The organism is Paenibacillus sp. MAH-35, from assembly GCF_058135425.1.
Genome location: NZ_JBYUPU010000032.1, coordinates 61,122 through 81,488, shown reverse-complemented (window position 1 = coordinate 81,488; position 20,367 = coordinate 61,122). Strand labels below are relative to the sequence as shown.

Sequence of the window (20,367 nt, the reverse complement as noted above, 5' to 3'; positions counted from 1 at the left end):
GATGCGTGTGACCCATTGCTGTCGAAGATGTTCATTTGCCAAATGGGGCAACCTCCTTGCGTTCTCGGTTACCTCATTTTCTCATGGGATTCAATCCGTTTGAAGGTGGGGACAGTTTGACGCTTACCTTTCGCCGCACCTCCGCCAGCTTCTCCCGTCGGATCTCCTTCGTTTTTCGAACAGCCGGATACAATCAAGGACATCGCTAGCCATGCAGCGGCCGTTGCCTTCACTGCGGCCGCCATTATCTTTTTTTGTTTCATCGTGTACCCTCCTCATGAATTGGCTCGGATCTGATCGGAACTTTGTCCGGTTCCAATGTACCAAAACGGCTCCATCGCGGTAAGCTTCACTTTTTGCTTAAGCACACCCTTTTTGCGAAACGCAAAAAAAGCCTTTTCCCGCAAGGAAAAAGACTTGTGTCGTTTTATACATGCTACACGCCTGTCCGGAGAGACCGGTCCCGATTAAAATCCCGGCGATTGGATACGGTGCTTCAAATAAAACGTGATCGCGGCACAATCGATATTAATAAACTGCAGCGGATCGCTGCGAATAAGTTCGGCGAGCTCGTCTACGGTGACCCATCGGGGATTTTGCGCGCAATCGCCTTCGGGAAGCAGTTCGCCTTCCGCTCTGCATAGAAAGTAATACCCGACCGAGTCGATTCCGCCTTTAATCGTCTGGTATGCTGTGAAAGGCCGGATACATTCGACGACGACATTCGGATTGATCCCGACCGTATCGATCCGCGTATCTTCCCCTTCAATCCACACGACATCGAGGCCGGTTTCTTCCTTCACTTCGCGGCGCAGCGCGCTTGTCAGCGACTCGAACTGCTCCACGCCGCCTCCCGGAAGCTCCAGCTGTTTCGGTTGGTTCGGCTTGTTGCGCGTCTGGATGATGATCTCGGTTGTGCCATCGCGTTCGCGCTCGATGATGGCGCGGGAATTCACATAAAACAACGGCAACCTCTCCTCATTCGAAGTCATGTTCGATCCAACGTATAGGCAACTTATGGATATCGACTCTTCCAAATACTACAATTCTCGGTATCCGTAAAAAATCCTTCCCGGCGGCTGCTCCAGACTAGGAAGCATTTCTCCATCCGTCACTTTCCCTCTAACCCGGTCTGCGGGCGACGGCTCATAAACTTGCGTACTTCGTAACCAGCGCAGCATACACACTTTTGGGCCGGAGTCCGACCAGCTTCTCCACCGGTACTCCGTTGTGAAATACGATAACGGTCGGCATCGACATAATTCCGTATTCGGAAGCGAGGGTCGGGGAGTCGTCGCAGTCCACTTTCAACACCGACAGCCGTTCCCCGTATTCGCTCGCCAGATCGCCCAGGATCGGCAAAAGCACTTTGCATGGCGGACACCACACCGCTCCAAATTCGACGAGCGTCACCCCCTGCTGGCGGATCATCCCTCGAAATGTCGTATCGTCAACAGCATACAAACTCATCGGTCATTCCTCCTGTTGGGTAGCTGCAGTTGCGAGTGGTTCATAAGCCCGGTTCTTATAGCCCCGGTCGTTCTCCCAACCGGTAGGTCCATCATAAACCCTTACATTAATGTCAGAGTCAATACATGCAAGCACACATTTTTTCAAAAAATGAATGGTCTAATACGGCGGATTCACCGATCGATGATGGACTTCCACGCTCCCCCGGAACTTTAAGAACTGGAGATCAGCTGCTCCTCGTCCAGCTCGGCCAATCGCCGGAATGCAGAAGAGCGGCTGTACAGCTCTTCATAGGAACCGCAATGTTCCATTTGCCCTCCGGCCAAAAAATAGATGAGATCCGCATTTTTGATCGTGGATAACCGATGGGCGATTAAGATCGTCGTTTTGCCTTGACGGTCCTGATCCAGCGCCTGCATCACCCGTCGCTCCGTCTCCAGATCAAGCGCTGACGTCGCTTCGTCCAGCACGAGAATTTCCGGATTGCGCAGCATGGCGCGAGCAAGCGCCAGTCGTTGCCGCTGCCCGCCTGACATTGTGATCCCCCGTTCCCCGAGAACGCTGTCATAACCGTCCGTCATGCGGATGATCGTTTCATGAATTTGGGCTTTCCGGCAAGCATCGATCATCTCTTGTTCGGTTATGTCCATGCCGAACGTTACATTTCTCCGTACCGTATCCGGGAAAAAATAAGGCTCCTGCAGCACGATCGCCAAGCGCCGGTTCCAGTCATCCGCAGCCAGCTGTTCCAGAGGTTGCTGATTGATGAAGACTTGTCCTTGCTGGGGAGAGATCGTTCGGAGCAGCATCTGCAGCAAGGTCGATTTCCCCCCTCCGCTTACGCCGACCAGGGCGATTTTGTGACCGGCCGGAATATCCATAGACAACCCTTCGAATACAGGGGTCGTTTGCGATGGATACGTAAAATGGATTTGTTGAAAGCGGATATGGTTGACCGGCCCGCCCAAGCGAAGGGTGCCCGAATGCGACTCGGCTTGCCGCATGATCGTCTTTAACCGGTCCGCCGATGCCACGCCGCGCGTCAGATCCATGCTGAAATTGAACAAGTTCTGGAAGGAATTGACCAGTTGGGCGATATATTGGTAAGCGACGAGGAACATGCCGATGCTTAAATCCCCCCGGATCACCGCATATCCGCCGAAACCGAGCACAGCGACGTGAATTCCCCATTTGGTCGGCTCGGTCATGAACAGCTGCAGGTTGCTCTTTCGTCCTTCCTCCATCACTTTGCGGAAATAACGCGCAAAGCCGGAATGATACTTGTCCATCTCCCACTGCTGCCGGTTGTACGAGATCACTTCGCGGGTTGAGGAGATGCCTTCCTCGATGACGACACCGAGCTGAATCCGTTCATCGTTGACCTCCCGGCTGATTCGTTTGATCATAGGTCCGGAATATTTGCCGATCCATACATAAAAAACGATAAGGGCTGCGGTCACGATCACAATCATCGGCCCCATCTGGCTTAAGATCATAAAAATCGAGAAAACGTAAAACAGATGCTGCAGCCCTCTCGGAATCCGGTTGGATAACACTTGGGCGATCGAATCCGCATCATGGGTCATATGGTGCACATAGGTTGAAGTGCGTTCCTGCTGGAATACCGCCTGCGGCAGCCGTAAAATCGCGTCCATCAAACTTCGGGTGATCAAATGTTTGCTGTCCATCCGATTGAGAAACACATAGTGGGCGACCCGGATATATAGAAGCATAAATAAGATTATCAGAACGACGAACACGGCAATAAGCGCCGGCAAGCGCTCATACCTGCCAACAAGAATCACATCGTCGACAAAAAACTTTTGAATGCCGGTAACTCCAAGAGTGACTAGACATTGGGCAAGCATAAGAAGAAGCATCACCGCATAGTTTCTCCGGAACGGGGCTACGAATTGCCAATACCATCTCACATCCGGCTTGGGGTTAGCCTGCTTCATATTCGTCACTCCCCCTCCACAATTGATACAACAAACCACGCTGCTTCATAAGCGACTCCCAGTCGCCGACCTCCACAATCGATCCCTGATCCATCATGACAATCCGGTCGTAATCCCTGATCGTGGATAACCGATGGGCTACAGTCAGGACGGTGGCCTGCTCCAGCGCTCGGAGCGACCGGACGATTTCCAGCTCATGCTCGCGATCGAGCGAGGAGGTCGCTTCATCCAGCAATACGATCGGCGGATTTTTGAGCAGCATACGCGCGACCGATATGCGCTGCTTCTGCCCGCCCGACAGCTTCACGCCACGCTCGCCGATCCAGGTCCCGTACCCTTCCGGAAGCTGCCGGATAAACGGATGCGCGGCCGCACGTTCGGCAGCGGCCGTTATCTCTTCCTCCGCACACAGCGGATTTCCGAACCGGATATTCTCACTGACCGAGCTGCCGAATAAATAAGTTTCTTGAAACACGTATCCCATCGATTCCCGCAGTTGCCCCAGCGACAACTCCCGGATCGGAACCCCGTCCAGCAAAATCCGGCCTTGCAGCGGATCGTAAAATCGGCTCAACAGCTTCAGAACGGTCGTTTTGCCGCTCCCGCTTTCGCCTACCAGCGCGACTCTTTCACCCGGACGAACCGTTAAATTAAAATCACGCAGCACAGGCGTCCCGCTCCCGTAAGCAAAGGAGACGTTCTCAAACGTAATTTCGCCGCGCACGTTTTCTAACGAGACAGGCTCCGCCGCTTCCTTCACCTCGGGCACAAGGTGAATAAACCGGTACAACCGGTCTACCTGAACGAGGAGCAGCCTCTGTTCCGTTATCGAGCCGATCAAAGCTTGCATGAAGCCCATCATGCTAAAATAATAGAGAAGAAATGTGATAAACTCTCCGATCTGGACTCGTCCTTCCCGGATCTCGAAACTGCCGGCAATAAACAACAGCGCTGCGCCGACATAATGCGAGAAGTGCCGGAACGATTCCGACCGGTATAAATAGGCGAGCATTTTTAACCATTGCTTCGAGTAGGCTTTATATTTCTGATCGATCTCTTGAAAGACCCATCTTTCTGCGCCGTAAGCTTTCACTTCCGTCATTGCGGAGACGGAATCGTAGATTTGCTTCTGGTAATTTTTATCCAGCTCCGACGCTTCTCTGCGATGGATGCCGGTTTTTCTTTCCAGCGTCGGACCGATAAAATAGTAGATTAGAAACGCGCACAACGACAATACAGTAAGCGTAATGCTCGAGCCAAGCATCAATCCGATACACAGGAGAATAAAAATCGTCCGGGTAATCAGATTCGGGATGTGATGCCGGTACAGCTCCTGAACGGTGCCGACATCCGAACGAAGCAAGGTCAAAATCTCGCCTGTCGGCGTATTCTCGAAGTAAGGATAGCCAAGCCTGCGCAGCTGATGAAACGATTGCAGCTGAATATCCCGGGACGTATACTCCCGCATCCGGCGCTCGATCAGATTACGGACGCTTGACAAGGTCAACATGACGGCGATTACGGCAAGGAAGATCCACAGCAGTTTGCCAAGCGCGACAACATCCTTGGAGGGGATGATCTGATCGATAATAATCCCGATCATTTTCGGAATCGACAGCTCGCCCAAACCGATTAGCAGACCGCAGCTCACCAGCAACAGGAGCATCCCCCGATACGGCCGCATGAAGCCAAGTATCCAAACATACGATCGGAGCCCCTCTTTGAGGCGCTTCCATTTCGTCTCCCTGGTTTCCATTTTTCGCTCCTCTTCCCGATTCGGCACAATACAATTCGCCTAAATGAAATCCCTATATATGGCAATGCAGTTACGATTATACTACACAAAAGGAGCCGGACTCTAGAGAAATTATAAATCCGGCAGTTTCACCATTTTGTGTTGCTCCGTATAGCAAGTAGTAATGGTACATGAAAAAACAAATCTATTTACTCCGGTTATATATTTAGGTAAACTAACAAATAGGTAAGCTAATAAATAGGTTGGCTAAACATATGCCAAGCAGAATCCAAGTCATACGGTACGGTCTAGCAACAAACTAGAAAAAAGAAGGTGGCGCTTCAAAATGGAGGATGATCCGAGATGGAACGGGAAAAGAGTCAGGGCAAGCGGCTGATCGAGGTAATGGCTCAAATTAGACGCGTGTCGTCGAAGCATCAATTTGAAGATATTATTCCCCAGCGCGAGTTTCATGTATTGGAAATTATCAATAGCCGGATGCGGTGCAACCGCTCCGAGGAGCAGGAGCATTCCGCTGCCCCGGGGATAAAAGTTTCCGAATTAAGCGAGATTTTACACATCACAATGCCCTCAGTTTCGCAAATGATCAATGGGCTGGAACAAAAAGGTTACGTAAAGCGGGTTACCACTAAAAATGACAGGCGGGTTGTCTATATCACGCTCGATTCCGAAGGGGAAGCCGCCCTTGCTAAAGCCAAAAAGGCGTTCTTATCCTTTACGGACGAAATTGTCGGACGGCTCGGACATGAGGAAACCGAACAGCTTATCTCGCTTTGCACCCGTCTTTATGAGATTATCGGCGATATCCGGAGCCGGCAAACGTAAACATCCCTACTAGAAAGGAAAGGAACCCGTCATGGCAAAACTCGCCAAATATTTAAAGCCCTTCGGCGCGATGCTCGTGTTGTCGATTGCGTTGTTGTTCGGTCAAGCGATCTCGGATCTGAATCTGCCGAATTACATGTCCGACATTGTCAACACAGGCATTCAGCAAAGCGGAATCGAAAGCGCCGTACCCGATGCGATCAGCGAGGACGGCTTCACGCTGATGACCTCTCTCATGCAGGAGCGGGATAAGCAAACGGTAAATCAACATTACACGCTCGTCCAAGCGGGAGATAACAAGTATACCGACGCCTATCCCCTGCTGAAAAACAAAAATGGATATATCTTAAAAGAAAAAAACGACACGGTTATCGACGAATTAAATCCGATCTTCGGCAAAGCCGCCGCAACCTTCATTGAAATCTCGAAGCAGCTCTCCGCCTCTTCGGGGAATCAAGCAGCTCCGGCCAAGAAGCTGGATATGACCAACGTCGATTACAAAGAGCTGTACGCTCTAAACCCCGTACTTCAGCAGCTTCCCGCCGCAAAGCTGAATGAAGCGATCGCTTCGGCGGACCAGATGGATCCCGCCATGCAGATTCAGACGGGTACGGCTTTCGTGAAGCTGTTGTATGGCGAGCTTGGAATGGACGTAGGCCGGATTCAGAACCAGTATATTATGAAGACGGGATTTTTCATGCTGCTGATCGCATTAGGCGGGGCCGCCGCTACGATCGGAGTCGGATATTTATCGGCGCGGATCGCCGCAGGCATAGCCAAAAAGCTTCGGCGCGACGTGTTCAGCAAGATCGAGAGCTTCTCGAACAACGAATTTGACAAGTTCTCGACCTCCTCGCTGATTACCCGTACGACCAACGATATTACCCAGGTTCAGACGCTCATTATTATGGGTATCCGGATCTTGTTCTATGCTCCGATATTAGGGGTCGGCGGCGTCATTATGGTGCTGAGAGAGAACAGCTCCATGACATGGATTATCGGCTGGGCCGTCGCCCTGCTGATTGCATTGATCGGAATCGTCTTTTATGTCGCGATGCCCAAGTTTAAAATCATCCAGAAGCTGATCGATAAATTAAATCTCGTTGCGAGAGAAAATTTGAGCGGTCTTTCGGTCGTCCGCGCCTTCAGCAACCAAAGCTTCGAGAAAAGACGTTTCGATTCGGCTAACCAGGATTTAACGAATACCAACCTGTTCGTCAACCGCGTTATGGTGTTTATGATGCCGATCATGATGCTGATTATGAACCTGATCACCCTGCTTATCGTATGGGTCGGTGCAAATCAGATCGCGGTATCCGCCATGCAAGTCGGAGATATGATGGCATTTATGCAATATGCGATGCAAATTATTATGTCCTTCTTGATGATCTCGATGATGTTCATTATGGTGCCGCGCGCTTCCGTATCCGCCCAGCGTATCGTCGAAGTGCTTGCGACGAAACCTTCGATTGAAGATCCCGTTCAAGTGAAGCCGTTTCAGTCCGATATGCGTGGTGTCGTAGAATTCCGCAACGTTTGCTTTCATTACCAGGATGCCCCGGAGGATGTACTGAACGACATCACGTTCACGGCCAAACCTGGGGAAACGACAGCCTTTATCGGCTCGACGGGTTCGGGCAAGTCGACGCTGATTAACTTGATCCCTCGCTTCTACGACGTAACGTCAGGCGAAGTTTTCGTTAATGGCGTGAACGTGAAGGACGTAACCCAGCACGATCTTCATGAGCAGATCGGTTATGTCCCTCAGAAGGGAGTGTTGATGTCCGGCTCGATTGCGAGCAATTTACGCTACGGCAAAAAAGAAGCCACCGACGAAGAAGTGCGTCATGCCGCGGAGATTGCCCAAGCCGCCGATTTCATCCAGAAGGATGAGGCCGGATTTGAGAAAAACATATCGGAAGGCGGCGCCAACGTGTCCGGAGGCCAGAAGCAGCGTCTGTCGATCGCACGCGCGCTCGTGAAGAAGTCGCCCATCTATATTTTCGACGACAGCTTCTCCGCCCTTGATTACAAAACCGATACGGCTCTCAGACAAGCCCTGAAGAAATATACGGGAGACAGCACCGTTCTGATCGTCGCACAGCGTGTCAACACGATTCGGCATGCCGACCAAATCATCGTCTTGGATGAAGGTAAAATCGTTGGGATCGGTACCCACGATGAATTGCTTCAGAATTGCCCGACCTATCTGGAGATCGCTTCATCCCAGCTTTCGAAGGAGGAATTGCAATGAGTGAACGAGCCTCCAAGTTCGGAAAACCGAGAAACAAAGGGCCGATGGGCGGCGGACCCGGGGGACCCGGCGGACCGGGAATGATGATGCCCGGCGAGAAAGCGAAAGACTTTAAAGGAACGTTCCGAAAGCTGATCGCTTACCTAGGCAAGTATAAAACGGCCGTTTTCTTCGTCATCTTGTTCGCGATCGGATCTACGATCTTTAACATTCTCGGCCCTAAAATACTCGGGGAAGCGACAACGAAAGTATTCGAAGGCGTCATGGCCATGATCACGGGCACGGGCGACGGCATCGATTTCGGTTACGTCAGCCGGATTATGCTGATCCTGGTTGCGTTATATTTGATCAGCGCATTGTTTGCTTATATTCAAGGTTATATCATGTCCAATGTTGCGATGAAGGTGACCTATAATCTTAGGCGCGATATATCCGAGAAAATTCATAAGCTGCCCCTTAAATATTTTGATAAACGTAATTACGGCGAAGTATTGTCGCACATTACGAATGACGTCGATGCCATCAGTCAAAGTCTGAACCAAAGCTTGACTCAGATCATCACCTCCGTTACGAGCATCGTCGGTATTATGATCATGATGTTTACGATCAGCTGGCAAATGACCCTAGTCGCGTTATTCGTTCTGCCGCTGTCCTTTATCTTCATTATGTTCGTCGTGAAAAAGTCGCAGAAGCACTTCGTGGCCCAACAAGAGTCGCTCGGGCACGTCAACGGGCATATTGAGGAGATGTACGGCAGCCATACGGTGATGAAGGCATTCAACGGCGAGGAAGAATCGCTCAAAAAGTTCGACGAACATAACGAAAAGCTGTACAATTCCGCATGGAAATCGCAGTTTCTCTCCGGGATGATGATGCCGATCATGATGTTTATCGGCAATCTCGGGTATGTTGCCGTTTGTATTCTAGGCGGATATTTGGCCGTGAACGGACGAATCTCGGTCGGGGATATCCAGGCGTTTATCCAATACATGCGCCAGTTTACCCAACCTATTGCTCAGGTGGCCAACATCTCGAACGTCCTTCAGCAGACGGTTGCGGCTGCGGAACGCGTATTTGAGTTTTTGGCCGAGGAAGAAGAGCCTGCAGATACGGCAACGCCTGCGGACACTTCCAAAGTAAAAGGCGCGGTCCGGTTTGACAACGTCCACTTCGGCTACAATCCGGAGAAGCCGGTCATTAATAACTTTACGGCTCTTGTTCAGCCCGGGCAGAAGGTGGCCATCGTCGGCCCTACCGGTGCCGGCAAATCGACGATCATCAAGCTGCTGATGCGCTTCTACGATATACAGAGCGGCGCCATCCTGATCGACGATACCGACATTCGGGACTTTGCCCGCAACGATCTGCGCTCGCTGTTCGGTATGGTGCTGCAGGATACTTGGCTGTACAACAATACGATCAAGGAAAATATCCGTTACGGGAAGCTGGACGCGACCGACGAAGAGCTGTACGCGGCGGCGAAGGCCGCTCAGGTGGACCATTTCATCCGTACGCTGCCTGACGGTTACGACATGGTGCTTAACGAAGAAGCGAGCAACGTATCGCAAGGTCAGAAGCAGCTGCTCACGATCGCGCGCGCGATTTTGTCCAATCCGCAAATTCTGATCCTGGACGAAGCGACGAGCTCGGTCGATACCCGTACCGAGATTCTGATCCAGAAAGCGATGGCGAACCTCATGAAGGGTCGCACCAGCTTCGTGATCGCTCACCGTCTGTCGACCATCCGCGATGCCGATCTGATCTTCGTCATGAAGGACGGCGACATTATCGAGCAAGGCACGCATGACGAGCTGCTGGCGCGGGGCGGCTTCTACGAAAACTTGTACAACAGCCAGTTTTCCGAGGGCGAGGAAGAAGCAAGCTGATAAAACGACAAGGGCTGCCGGTTTCGGCAGCCTTTTGCTTGTTAGGATAGGCTGACAATCGATTTGATCTGCTCCTGCCAGCTGCGGATATAGGGATCTTCTTTCAGTTATGTGTAAAGAAAACCGAGGACGGCTCCCTCCTCTTGATTGCGTTTTCCGAGTAACGCGTGTTATACTTGCCGTAATTCCGGATTCGATTCCTTAATAAGATCCAATGGCACCAGTTGTTGAAGCGCTGTTCGGTCCGTCGGGGATTGCGTTACTTAACAGCACGACGCCAGCCGGTTGACGCCCGCAGCTCGCCATACATTCGATGCAAGGAATAAGCGGGAAAGCAAAGATTACCTGCAACCGGTTCCAGATTTGCCACCTCGAGAGTCCATTCAAATTTCAAGTAAAGGATGCGTCCCGCATGAGCGTAACCAAAAAACAAATCGCCGATCATCTGGGCATTTCCCGTACCGCCGTCTCGCTTGTTCTGAACAATTCGCCATCCAGCAGCATCTCGCAAGAAACTCGAGACCGTATCCTGCAAGCGGCCAAAGATCTGGGCTACAAAGATACGACACCGCGCCATCGTCTCTGTCTTTTGCTTATCAATATGGAAATCGACGACCCTCGTTTCATGTCACGGCTCGATGTTATTTCACGAGCTGCGGATCGGATGCAGTGCGATCTGATATTCAAATACATACCGCAGACAAATGATTCCATCGCGCAATTGACGCACTTTTTGCATACGACCGATCTGGCCGGCATCATCGTGCGGGGACCTTACACCTCGGAGACGATTCAAGCCTTGGAGCAAGTCGCCGTCCCGTACTTGGTGCAATCGTTCGAAGAACATGCGCCGTCCCCCTCCAGCAACATGCGGCAAATCGTTTACGATCAATCCCAAGTGGCTTATTTGGCGACGAAGAGATTGATCGATCTCGGTCATCGACATATCGCGCTGTTTCTCGGGCGAATCGACCTTCAAGTTCACATAGTCACGTTGCGTGGTTACCGGCAGGCTTTGATCGATCATGGAATTACGCCTGATATGAGCCTGGTGCAGTCATGCAAGGAAGAAGACGGTTACGAATTGTGCCGTCGGCTGCGAATATATGAAGTGCCGTATACCGCGATATTGTGCTGCAATACGATCGTGGAGTTCGCTGCACTGCAATGGCACAAAGATCATCACGTTGCGGTACCCGAGCAAGTCAGCCTGCTTGGATTCGGCGCCACAAGCTTAATTACGGCGAGTACGCCTGTATTGTCCAGCGTACGGATCGACTCCGAAGAGATGATGCTGGCGATGATGAAACAGATCGAAGGGCTGCTCACGGAGGACCAGGCCACTACGCTGTACGTCGACAAAGTCGAATTTCTCGGAAAAGAAACCTTATATCAAACCAAGCAATAACGGAAATATAACTATGGTTACTTTTATATAACGGACGAAACTTTTTCGTTGACATTCCCCCTTATCGTATTGTAATGTTACTCATGAAAGCGATTACCAACCTTGAACCTGCAGCAATCGATTTCCACTTCATCCTATTATGGAGGCGATCACGATGCACAAGAGGGACATCAATCATGAGGGGGATTTCAAACACGAACGGAGCCGGCCGGAGCAGCACCAATTCCCCGCGGCCGCCGCAACGAACGGCATCACTACGATCGAAGCACACACGAAGACCCGAGTAAGCAGACGCAAAATGCTTACCATGCTAGGTGCGGCAGGAGTGTCACTCACCGCTGCCGGGCTGCTGCCGGCCGGGGCTTTAGGACCATCGACAGCCTATGCCGACAAAGGCGGTATTCCGAATCACGGCGCCGGCAACGGGAATACGGGCGTAAGCGGCTCCCCGCCCTCTCCTTCCGGGACAAGCGATTGTGTAATCCCGATGACTCTCTCACAACTGCGCAGCTACACACCCCCACAGCCCAATGAGCAATATTACCTTACCGATCCCGGTCATGAAGGGCATTTCCGTTACGATCCGACGGATTCGTCTTCTCCCGACAACACGGGCACAGTTCTCGTCTCTTCCAGCGGCGCCCGCTTCAAGCGCCATATCGAAGGGAAAACGTATAACGTCACTTGGTTTGGCGCCAAAGGTAACGGCGTTAACAACGATACGCCCGCTTTGCAAGCCGCGATCGATGCGATCCCTCCGGAAGGCGGCACCTTGTACATTCCGCCGGCAGCGGCCTTTTACGCTTTGGAGACCGGCGGATTATGGCTTAGCGACCGAACGAACATTCACATCTTCTCTTCTCATGCGATCTTGAAGATTCAAGCCGGGGTACCCGATATTCCGAAGCAGCAAGACAGTACCTACACCACTTCCGTCGACAACTATTCGTTGTTGTATTTGCAAAATTGTACGAACATGACGATCGAAGGACTGCAGCTTAACGGCAATATCTCGAACCGGACCGCATTGGCAAGCGGCGAAAGCTTCCAAACGTGCCTGAAAATCAAAGGCTGTACGAATGTGAATGTACGCAACTGCATCATTACGGAAGCCATGACGGACGGCATTACCGTAACCGGAATTTATCAGTTCACTCCGACACGTCAAGTACAGGTGAGCAAGCAAATCCTGATCGATTGCTGCACGGTCACCAAATGCCGCCGCAACAACGTATCGCTCATCGCGCAGGACGGGGTTACGATGACGAATTGTCTGATTGATCAAGCCGGGATCATCCAAGGGACGCAGCCGATGGTCGGGATCGACGTGGAGCCGAATCCGTCCTGGCCGCGCAGCAGCCAAAATGTCATTTTGCGAAATAACCGAGTGACCCGCAGTGCAGGCAAATACGAAATCAGCTGCGGCGGATCGGATCAGCATCATATTTTAATCGACGGCAACCTCATTCACGATAGTATCGGAACGGGGCTGAACATCGAGACCGGGAAAAATCAGCCGCTCTGCACCAATGTCATCGTCGTCAACAATACGTTCACCCATACGAAGTACGGGCTGCGCATCGTAGGCCGGAACGTCGAATTGATCAGCAACAACTTGTTCGTCGACAATGAGCAGATCGGGTTATTCCTCTATAGCAGCGACGGTATGCTGGTAACCGCCAACAAATTTATTCGCAACGGCGTGGCCGGTATTTTCAACAGTACGTCAGACGCCAGCTTGAAAATCCGCTCCCTCTTCATTACGAACAACTGGTTTGAAGATAACGCTTCCGCCGCATTCGCCAGCCACGGCAACTCGGTCAAACTGTCGAAGTACGACGCTTCGTCCCTTGTCGTCTTCGATAACAACAAACAAATCAACACACCGGCCGCATCGCCGAAAATGAAGGGCGTTCTAATCGACATCGATTGCAACGCTGTCGCAAATGGCAACGTTTCGCGTTACTTGCTGGACCCGGACCATCCGCACGACCGGTTTGACGGAGTAGGAAACGTTTCTCTCAGCATATAATCGAATCCATTCGAACGATTGCACCCGTATATAGAAATCGATTACATAGGTGGAAAAAGGGGATGATTGTTATGGTCTGGAAACAAACATGCAGCACGATAGCAACACTCGGCATGTTAGGAGCCGTCTTGACCGCTTGCGGAGGCGCAGCGACACCGGAAACAGGAGGAAGCGGCAGCTCGTCCGCTCCTCCCGCCGCCCAGAAGCCGAGCGAACCGCCGGCACCGGTGAAACTGATTATGATGCAGGACGGCGCTACGATCACGAAGGAAGAATTCGAAAATTTGATTGCGGCGCCCGTCAAAGCCAAATACCCGCATATCACCATGGAGTTGGTTGTCAATAGCAAAGCCGACGCGGGCATTCAAGATTTCATCGCCTCCGGCGAGTTCCCGGATCTCATTTTCAGCACGTATCCGCGCATTACGAACCACCGGGATTTGAAGACGGTCGAGGATCTGAATCCGTATGTCAACAAAAACAATATCGATCTGAAGAAATACGATCCCGCCGCGCTTCAAACTGCGCAAGTGTACTCAGGTGACGGCAAGCTGTACGGACTGCCGTTCTCTTTGAACTTTACAGCTACGTTTTACAACAAAGACATCTTCGACCGGTTTGGGGTTCCCTACCCGAAAGAAGGCATGACCTGGGACGATGCGCTGGAAACGGCCAAAAAGCTATCGCGTGTTATGGACGGCGTCGAGTATAAAGGCGCCTTCATCCAAGGGATCGGCGATGTCTCTACACAGCTCGGTCTGCCTCTCGTCGATCCGAAAACAGGCAAAGCGAATATAACCACCCAAGAAGGCTGGAAGAAGCTGTTCGATATGTACAAAGCGTTTAATGATATCCCGAATAACAAGGACGCCCATGCGGCAGCGACGTTAACTAACGGCTTTCTTAAAGATCAGAAGGTTGCGATGGCGATCAGTTACGACGCCCGTATCGCTGCGCTCGAGAAATTGTACGGCACGCCGCAAGATTTTAACTGGGATCTCACCCAATTCCCGAGCTTCAAGGAAAAACCGAACACAACGGTCGCCTCGTCAGGCCATTTCCTGCTGCTGTCCTCACTCGGCAAACACAAGGAAGAAGCATTCAAGGTCATCGAATTACTCGGCTCAACCGACGTACAGAAATTGATTACCGACCACGGCCGCTTCACCGCACTCAGCGACCAATCGATCAAAGAGATGTACGGAAACAATATGAAATCGCTGAAAGGCAAAAATATTAAAGCCGTATTTAAAAGCCAATTCGCCGCACCGGTCGCTCCGCATACGAATACGGCCTACGTGTTCAAACATATCAATACCTCGCTTACCCGGGTAGTCAATGGTGAAGTCGACGTCAACACAGCCATTCGCGAAGCGGAAGAAGCAGCGAACAAAGAAATTGCCGAGAAATCGAGATAAACCCGACGTGAATATCTAGACTTGGAAGGAAGGAATTATTTATGCAATCCGAATCAAAGGTTACTTTGGGAGTCATTGGACTCGGCGCCCGAGGAACGGGCTTGCTCCAAAATCTGCTGGCCATGGACGACGTGGACATACCGGCCGTCTGCGACCCTTACGAGGATCGTCTGCAGAACGCGCTGGACATCGTAGCGGGCACGGGAAGACCGAAGGCGGAAGGATATTCGGACTACAAGCAGCTGCTTGCCCGCGGCGATCTGCAAGGCGTTATTATCGCTACCACCTGGACTACACATGCCGAGATTGCAATCGCGGCAATGAAAGCCGGCAAATACGCGGGGATCGAGGTCGGCGGAGCCGCTTCGCTCGAAGAGTGCTGGGAGCTGGTCCGGACTTCGGAGCAGACCGGGGTGCCGTGCATGCTGCTGGAAAACTGCTGCTACGGACGCGATGAGCTGGCCGTCCTCCATATCGTGAAGCAAGGGCTGCTCGGCGAGCTGATTCATTGCCAGTGCGGCTACGAGCATGACCTGCGCAGCCAGGTTGCGCTTGGCGAGCAGAACCGCCATAACCGGTACCGCAACTATTTGCACCGCAACGGCGAGCTGTATCCGATCCATGGACTCGGCCCGGTGTCCAAAGTGTTGAATATTAACCGCGGCAACCGTCTGATGACCTTGACCTCGATGTCTTCGATAGCGCGCGGCATCCGCCAGTGGGCGACGGACAAGTTCGGGGACAGCGATCCGCTGGCCAGAACGGAGTTCGCCCAAGGCGACATCGTCACGACGATGATCAAATGCGCCGGCGGCGAAACGATCTCGATCATTCACGATACGACGCTGCCGCGTCCGTATTCCCGGGCGGGCCGGGTGCAAGGGACGAAAGGGCTGTGGACGGAGGACAACAACTCGATTCATATCGAGGGCAGAAGTCCGCACCACAAATGGGAATCGTTCGATGGCTACCGCGAGGCATACGAGCATCCGATCTGGAAGCAGTTTCTGCGCGACGGGATCACAGGCGGCCACGGCGGCATGGACCATCTCGTAATCCGCGCTTTCGCCGAAAGCGTCAAAAACGGAACGGAGACGCCGATCGACGTTTACGACACGGCGGTGTGGATGGCGATTACCGTACTTTCCGAAGATTCGATTGCGCTCGGCAGCGCCCCGGTTTGCATCCCCGACTTTACGAAGGGCAAATGGATCAACCGTGATCCGGCTTCGGCGGGCCGGTATAGGCTGGACCGCGTAGATGAATTATCGTTTAACGATTAAACGCAATCTTCAAAGCGAATGAAGGAAGGCTGTGCCCGAAGCCGACAACGGCTATAAGCACAGCCTGTTTTACGCAAAAATTGAAGATGCGGACTCCTTCATAGTGGGCTTCCGTCGGATTATTCAGCTCCATCCTTCGCCCGCTTGAATCGGCTGGTCCGCATCCGCTCCTCCAGGTGCGACAAGTACAAGTCCTCATCGACCGGCAAGTCGGCCCAACCGTCCGTCCAAGCGGACAAATGCATCGCGTTGGACAGCATCAGCCCCTTGATCCCCTCTTCCCCCGGGGCAATCAGCGGCGTGCCTGTACGAATCGCATCGGCGAAATTTTGCGTCGTGAGCAGATGCCCGTCCTTCTCCTGCTTCGGCAGCGGAACGTCGAACTTCCAGCATTCCGGCTGGCGGAACAGGTCCGTCGACGTCCGGTTGAACTCCGTCTCCGGCACCCTCAGCCTCCAGAACGTCATTTTCCCGTCCTCGATCACCAGTTTACCCCGGTCTCCGACCACCTCGTACCGGTTCGTCCCCGGCGACTCTCCCGTCGACGTAATCAATTGTCCGGTCGCCCCGTTCTCGTATTCGGCAAATGCGATCACTTCGTCCTCTACCTCGATATCGCGGTTTTTCCCGAAATAACACGACGCCCGAATCCGCTTCGGCATCATATCGATCGTCCACTGCCACAGATCGAGCTGGTGCGGAGCCTGATTAATGAGGACGCCCCCGCCTTCGCCGGCCCACGTTCCTCTCCACGTGCCCGAATCGTAATAGCTCTGCGGACGGTACCAGTTCGTCACGATCCAGTTCGTGCGCCGGATCGCCCCCAGTTCGCCGGATATGACGAGCTCCCGAAGCTTCCGGTACAACGGCTGTGTCCGCGCATTGTACATGATTCCGAACACGGTGCCCGCCCGGGCGGCCGACTCGTTCATCTGCCGGACTTGCTTCGTATAGACGCCCGCCGGCTTCTCGGTCAGCACATGCAGGCCGCACTCGAACGCCCGAATCGCGATGGCGGGATGGTCAAAATGAGGGGTAGCGATGTATACGGCGTCGATGCTTCCCGAGGTAAGCATCGCTTCGATCGAGTCGAACCCGGCCACGGAGGACGGGAAATGTCCGGCAGCCCATTTCAGCCTTTCGGGAAACATCTCGCATACGGCGGCAAGCTCCGCTCCTTCGATCTCGCCTTTCGACAAGTAGTCGGCCGTCATCGTCCCCATATTGCCTAATCCGATCACTCCGAATTTTACGTTGCCCATATTGATTCTCCTCTCCAGAATCCGATCCGGGAATCGGGCAGCTGTATGCGGCTGCCCGTTCAGCTTTATTTGGCCTGCAGCTCCTTGATCGCTTTCTCGGCCGTCTCGGTCGACACCCGCAGCGCCGTATTGGTGTCTTCCTGTCCTTGCGATATCCGGCTCAGCGCCGTGAGCAGCCCGGCTTCGGCGGCGCTTGAATATTTGGTGTACAAGGCCGGATCGGCGTATTTTCCCGGAATCATGCCCTTCCGGTTTTTGCCTGCCGAATATTCGTCATCCTGGGCGTACGCCTTCATCACCTCGGGGCTTTTCAGAATCGAAGGGATTCCTTTCTTCGACTGCTCCAGCTGGAATTCATCCGACGTCAAGTATGCAATGACCTGGAAGGCGGCATCCTTATGCTTGCTGGTGGACGACACATAGAAGAAAGTCGGATACGACTGCGGGCCGAGTCCCGGCGATTCCTTCAGGTAAGGCAAGCTGACGACGTCCCAGTTCATCGTCTTGAACGCTTCTCTCATCGCAGGCTCGCGCATGCTGGTCGTCAGGTGAGCGAGCATCGCCAGTGTTTTATCCTTAATGAACAGATTGACCTGCTTGCTCAGCACAGCGGTATCCGCATCGCCCTCATTGCCCGGCAGCCTGAAAAATCTCGTGAGATTTTCCGTCATCTGCTTAAAGTTGTCGCTGCCGTACAGCACCTTGTTCGTTTTGGACTCCAGATAAGGAAGCGATTGCTGGTTGAGGCGCATCATATGCGGGAACGACATGGAAAATCCGCGGTACATCACTCCGCCTTCCGTACGGCTCACTTTTTTGGTCAGCTCGTACAGCTCGTCCCAGGTCATCCCGTCCTTCGGGTAAGGAGCGCCGAATTTGTCGAAAATGTCCTTGTTGTAATACAACGCCAGCGTGGTCGTATGGACGGGCAAACCGTATATGCCCCCGTCGGCAAGCTGCTGCTGCATTTTCACTGTGGACGGCTCCAGACGGTTTAAGTCGTACTGATATTTCTTGATCAGCTCCGAGATGTCGTATTGCAAACCGAATTCCATCAGCTGCGACGGGGTCAGCCCGATCGAGGTGTACACGATATCGATCGTTTCCTGAGCCGTAACGCGATCTTTCAACGCCGCGCTCGGATGGTATTCCAGCGTGACGTGGGGAAATTTTTTCCGGATCGCGTTACCGTAATCCTGCATGAACCGCTCCTGATCGTCGCTGTTTACGCCATTGTTCACAACGAGCGTTACCGGCTGGTCCGCCGGCTTGACCGCTCCCTCCGGGGCGCCGCTGCCCTCTTTGCCGCTTCCGCCTCCATTCCCTCCGCATGAAGCCAATAGTACCGCCGTCATCGGTATGACCCATCCCATTGCGAGCTTGTTATTCATTTTGTTCGGCCCCTTTTCGTGAATTCGTATATCCATCTTGCAGCGAAGTTTCGTTGCAGCAACGACAGCGCTTACAATTAAGTCGAATATAGCCGATACGATGCCGAAGCCGTTCTTCGGACCGATAGTCAAGCGAAGCAAACCTCCGCCACTCTGACCACATAGTTCACGCCGTAGGGGAAGCTCGTCGCTGTGAATGAAAACGTCCCGGCTGCCGCATCCTGAGTAAATTCCAACCTCTCTCCGTTGTCCAGCCAGTGTACGGATTCGACCTTCCGGCTCAGCCCCGTAAATGTTTTCGATCCCGGGCCTCCGCCTCCGACGGTTACATCGGCATGTCCGCTTCTTTTCAGATGATGGATGAACAGATACAGCTTGCCGCCCGGCGTTTCCAGCGCAAAATTGCTTCCCTCCCCTTCCACGTCGGCCGGTTTTCCTTCGTAGATCGGCTTGCCGTTCACCTTCAGCCATTGACCGAGCACTTCCAGCATCGCCTGCTGGATCGGAACGATTTTGCCGCCGGCGGACGGACCGACATTTAGTAAATAATTGGCCCCGACCTTCCTGCACGCGCACAGACTTTCGATCAAATGCGGAACCGACTTGTACATATAATCCGCATCCCCGATCCCCCAATGATCGTTCATCGTCTCGCACATTTCGGCAGCCACGTATTTGCTCATGCCGCTTCGGTCCATCGGCTTCGGACGCCCCTGCTCGTACGTGACACTGTCGATCTCCGGATGGCCCAGCTCGCCTTTTTTCCACAGCCCCGTGTTGTTGATGATCATCGCTTCCGGCTGAAGCCTGCGAATCATCCCGTACAGATCGTCCAGCTTCCAGTCCGCTTCCGGCTTGCTCCAGTTGCCGTCGAACCAGATCCCGCCGATCGGCCCATAATGGGTGCATAACCGTTCTATAGACTGGTACAAGTAATCCAGATAAGCGTCAAAATCGGAATGGAAGGAAAGCTCATACCAGTCCAATGTCGTATGATAAAACAGGGGCAGTACGCCGCCTTCCCTGCACGCTGCGACGAATTCGGCGACCAGATCCCGCTTCGCCAGACTGTGCGGAGCATCGTACCGGTTCAACCCCCGCGTGTCGTACAGCGAGAAGCCGTCGTGATGACGCGTCGTGAGCGTAATGTACTTCATCCCGGCTCTTTGGGCGATGGCGACAATTTCCTTGGCGTTAAACTCTTCTGCAGAGAACGTATCCGCAAGCCGCATATAGTCGTCCCCAGCCATTTTGCCGATCTGCTGAATCCACTCCCCCTTCCCGAGCTGCGAATAAAGACCCCAGTGAATAAACATGCCGAAGCCGAGTCGTTCAAATCGTTCGATTCTTGGTTCCGGTTTTGGTTTTGGTAAATGTACGGGTTCCATAAGTTTTTTCCTTCCTGGATCGTTGGATTTATTCGA

Annotated in this window: 15 protein-coding genes; 7 read left to right on the top strand and 8 right to left on the bottom strand. The window is 52.9% G+C overall.

Annotated features, from left to right (window positions below; translation table 11 throughout):
- Nucleotides 1-68: 68 nt before the first annotated feature.
- The 5 genes from AC3Y2E_RS25680 to AC3Y2E_RS25660 form a co-directional block, all read right to left on the bottom strand.
- The gene (locus tag AC3Y2E_RS25680; protein WP_379215521.1) at nucleotides 69-263 is read right to left on the bottom strand and encodes a hypothetical protein; all 195 of its coding nucleotides are present in this window, start codon (nucleotides 261-263) and stop codon (nucleotides 69-71) included.
- 204 nt (nucleotides 264-467) lie between these two features.
- Nucleotides 468-956 (bottom strand): NUDIX hydrolase, encoded by a 489-nt coding sequence (locus AC3Y2E_RS25675; RefSeq protein ID WP_379215524.1) that lies wholly within the window; start codon nucleotides 954-956, stop codon nucleotides 468-470.
- A gap of 190 nt (nucleotides 957-1,146) precedes the next feature.
- Nucleotides 1,147-1,470, bottom strand: coding sequence for a thioredoxin family protein (locus AC3Y2E_RS25670; protein WP_379215519.1), 324 nt, complete (start codon nucleotides 1,468-1,470; stop codon nucleotides 1,147-1,149).
- Nucleotides 1,471-1,682: 212 nt separating this feature from the next.
- Nucleotides 1,683-3,428, bottom strand: coding sequence for an ABC transporter ATP-binding protein (locus AC3Y2E_RS25665; protein ID WP_379215517.1), 1,746 nt, complete (start codon nucleotides 3,426-3,428; stop codon nucleotides 1,683-1,685).
- Nucleotides 3,415-5,112 (bottom strand): ABC transporter ATP-binding protein, encoded by a 1,698-nt coding sequence (locus tag AC3Y2E_RS25660; RefSeq protein WP_379215515.1) that lies wholly within the window; start codon nucleotides 5,110-5,112, stop codon nucleotides 3,415-3,417. The genes AC3Y2E_RS25665 and AC3Y2E_RS25660 overlap by 14 nt, the downstream gene beginning before the upstream one ends.
- 414 nt (nucleotides 5,113-5,526) lie before the next feature.
- On the opposite strand from AC3Y2E_RS25660, the gene AC3Y2E_RS25655 reads away from it, so the two are divergent.
- The 7 genes from AC3Y2E_RS25655 (at nucleotide 5,527) to AC3Y2E_RS25625 (ending at nucleotide 16,290) form a co-directional block, all read left to right on the top strand.
- The gene (locus tag AC3Y2E_RS25655; RefSeq protein ID WP_379215513.1) at nucleotides 5,527-6,009 is read left to right on the top strand and encodes a MarR family winged helix-turn-helix transcriptional regulator; all 483 of its coding nucleotides are present in this window, start codon (nucleotides 5,527-5,529) and stop codon (nucleotides 6,007-6,009) included.
- Nucleotides 6,010-6,040: 31 nt separating this feature from the next.
- Nucleotides 6,041-8,263 (top strand): ABC transporter ATP-binding protein, encoded by a 2,223-nt coding sequence (locus AC3Y2E_RS25650; RefSeq protein WP_379215511.1) that lies wholly within the window; start codon nucleotides 6,041-6,043, stop codon nucleotides 8,261-8,263.
- Entirely contained in the window at nucleotides 8,260-10,149 is a 1,890-nt protein-coding gene (locus tag AC3Y2E_RS25645) for an ABC transporter ATP-binding protein (RefSeq protein ID WP_379215509.1), read from the top strand. Before AC3Y2E_RS25650 ends, AC3Y2E_RS25645 begins: the two co-directional genes overlap by 4 nt.
- A 412-nt stretch (nucleotides 10,150-10,561) precedes the next feature.
- A complete protein-coding gene (locus AC3Y2E_RS25640; RefSeq protein WP_379215506.1) occupies nucleotides 10,562-11,557 on the top strand; it encodes a LacI family DNA-binding transcriptional regulator in 996 nt (331 codons plus the stop codon).
- Nucleotides 11,558-11,711: 154 nt separating this feature from the next.
- On the top strand, nucleotides 11,712-13,589 hold the full coding sequence (locus AC3Y2E_RS25635; RefSeq protein ID WP_379215504.1) for a right-handed parallel beta-helix repeat-containing protein: 1,878 nt from the start codon (nucleotides 11,712-11,714) through the stop codon (nucleotides 13,587-13,589).
- Between the two features lie 71 nt (nucleotides 13,590-13,660).
- Nucleotides 13,661-15,007 (top strand): ABC transporter substrate-binding protein, encoded by a 1,347-nt coding sequence (locus AC3Y2E_RS25630; RefSeq protein ID WP_379215501.1) that lies wholly within the window; start codon nucleotides 13,661-13,663, stop codon nucleotides 15,005-15,007.
- A gap of 41 nt (nucleotides 15,008-15,048) precedes the next feature.
- Entirely contained in the window at nucleotides 15,049-16,290 is a 1,242-nt protein-coding gene (locus AC3Y2E_RS25625) for a Gfo/Idh/MocA family protein (protein WP_379215499.1), read from the top strand.
- Between the two features lie 119 nt (nucleotides 16,291-16,409).
- Here AC3Y2E_RS25625 and AC3Y2E_RS25620 read toward each other — a convergent pair whose 3' ends face one another.
- From AC3Y2E_RS25620 to AC3Y2E_RS25610, 3 genes are all read right to left on the bottom strand, one after another.
- Nucleotides 16,410-17,552, bottom strand: a complete 1,143-nt coding sequence (locus AC3Y2E_RS25620; protein WP_379215497.1) for a Gfo/Idh/MocA family protein — start codon at nucleotides 17,550-17,552, stop codon at nucleotides 16,410-16,412.
- Between the two features lie 65 nt (nucleotides 17,553-17,617).
- Complete coding sequence (locus tag AC3Y2E_RS25615; RefSeq protein WP_379215495.1) at nucleotides 17,618-19,075, bottom strand: ABC transporter substrate-binding protein; 1,458 nt, start codon at nucleotides 19,073-19,075, stop codon at nucleotides 17,618-17,620.
- On the bottom strand, nucleotides 19,072-20,331 hold the full coding sequence (locus tag AC3Y2E_RS25610) for an alpha-L-fucosidase (protein ID WP_379215493.1): 1,260 nt from the start codon (nucleotides 20,329-20,331) through the stop codon (nucleotides 19,072-19,074). Before AC3Y2E_RS25610 ends, AC3Y2E_RS25615 begins: the two co-directional genes overlap by 4 nt.
- Nucleotides 20,332-20,367 lie beyond the last annotated feature (36 nt).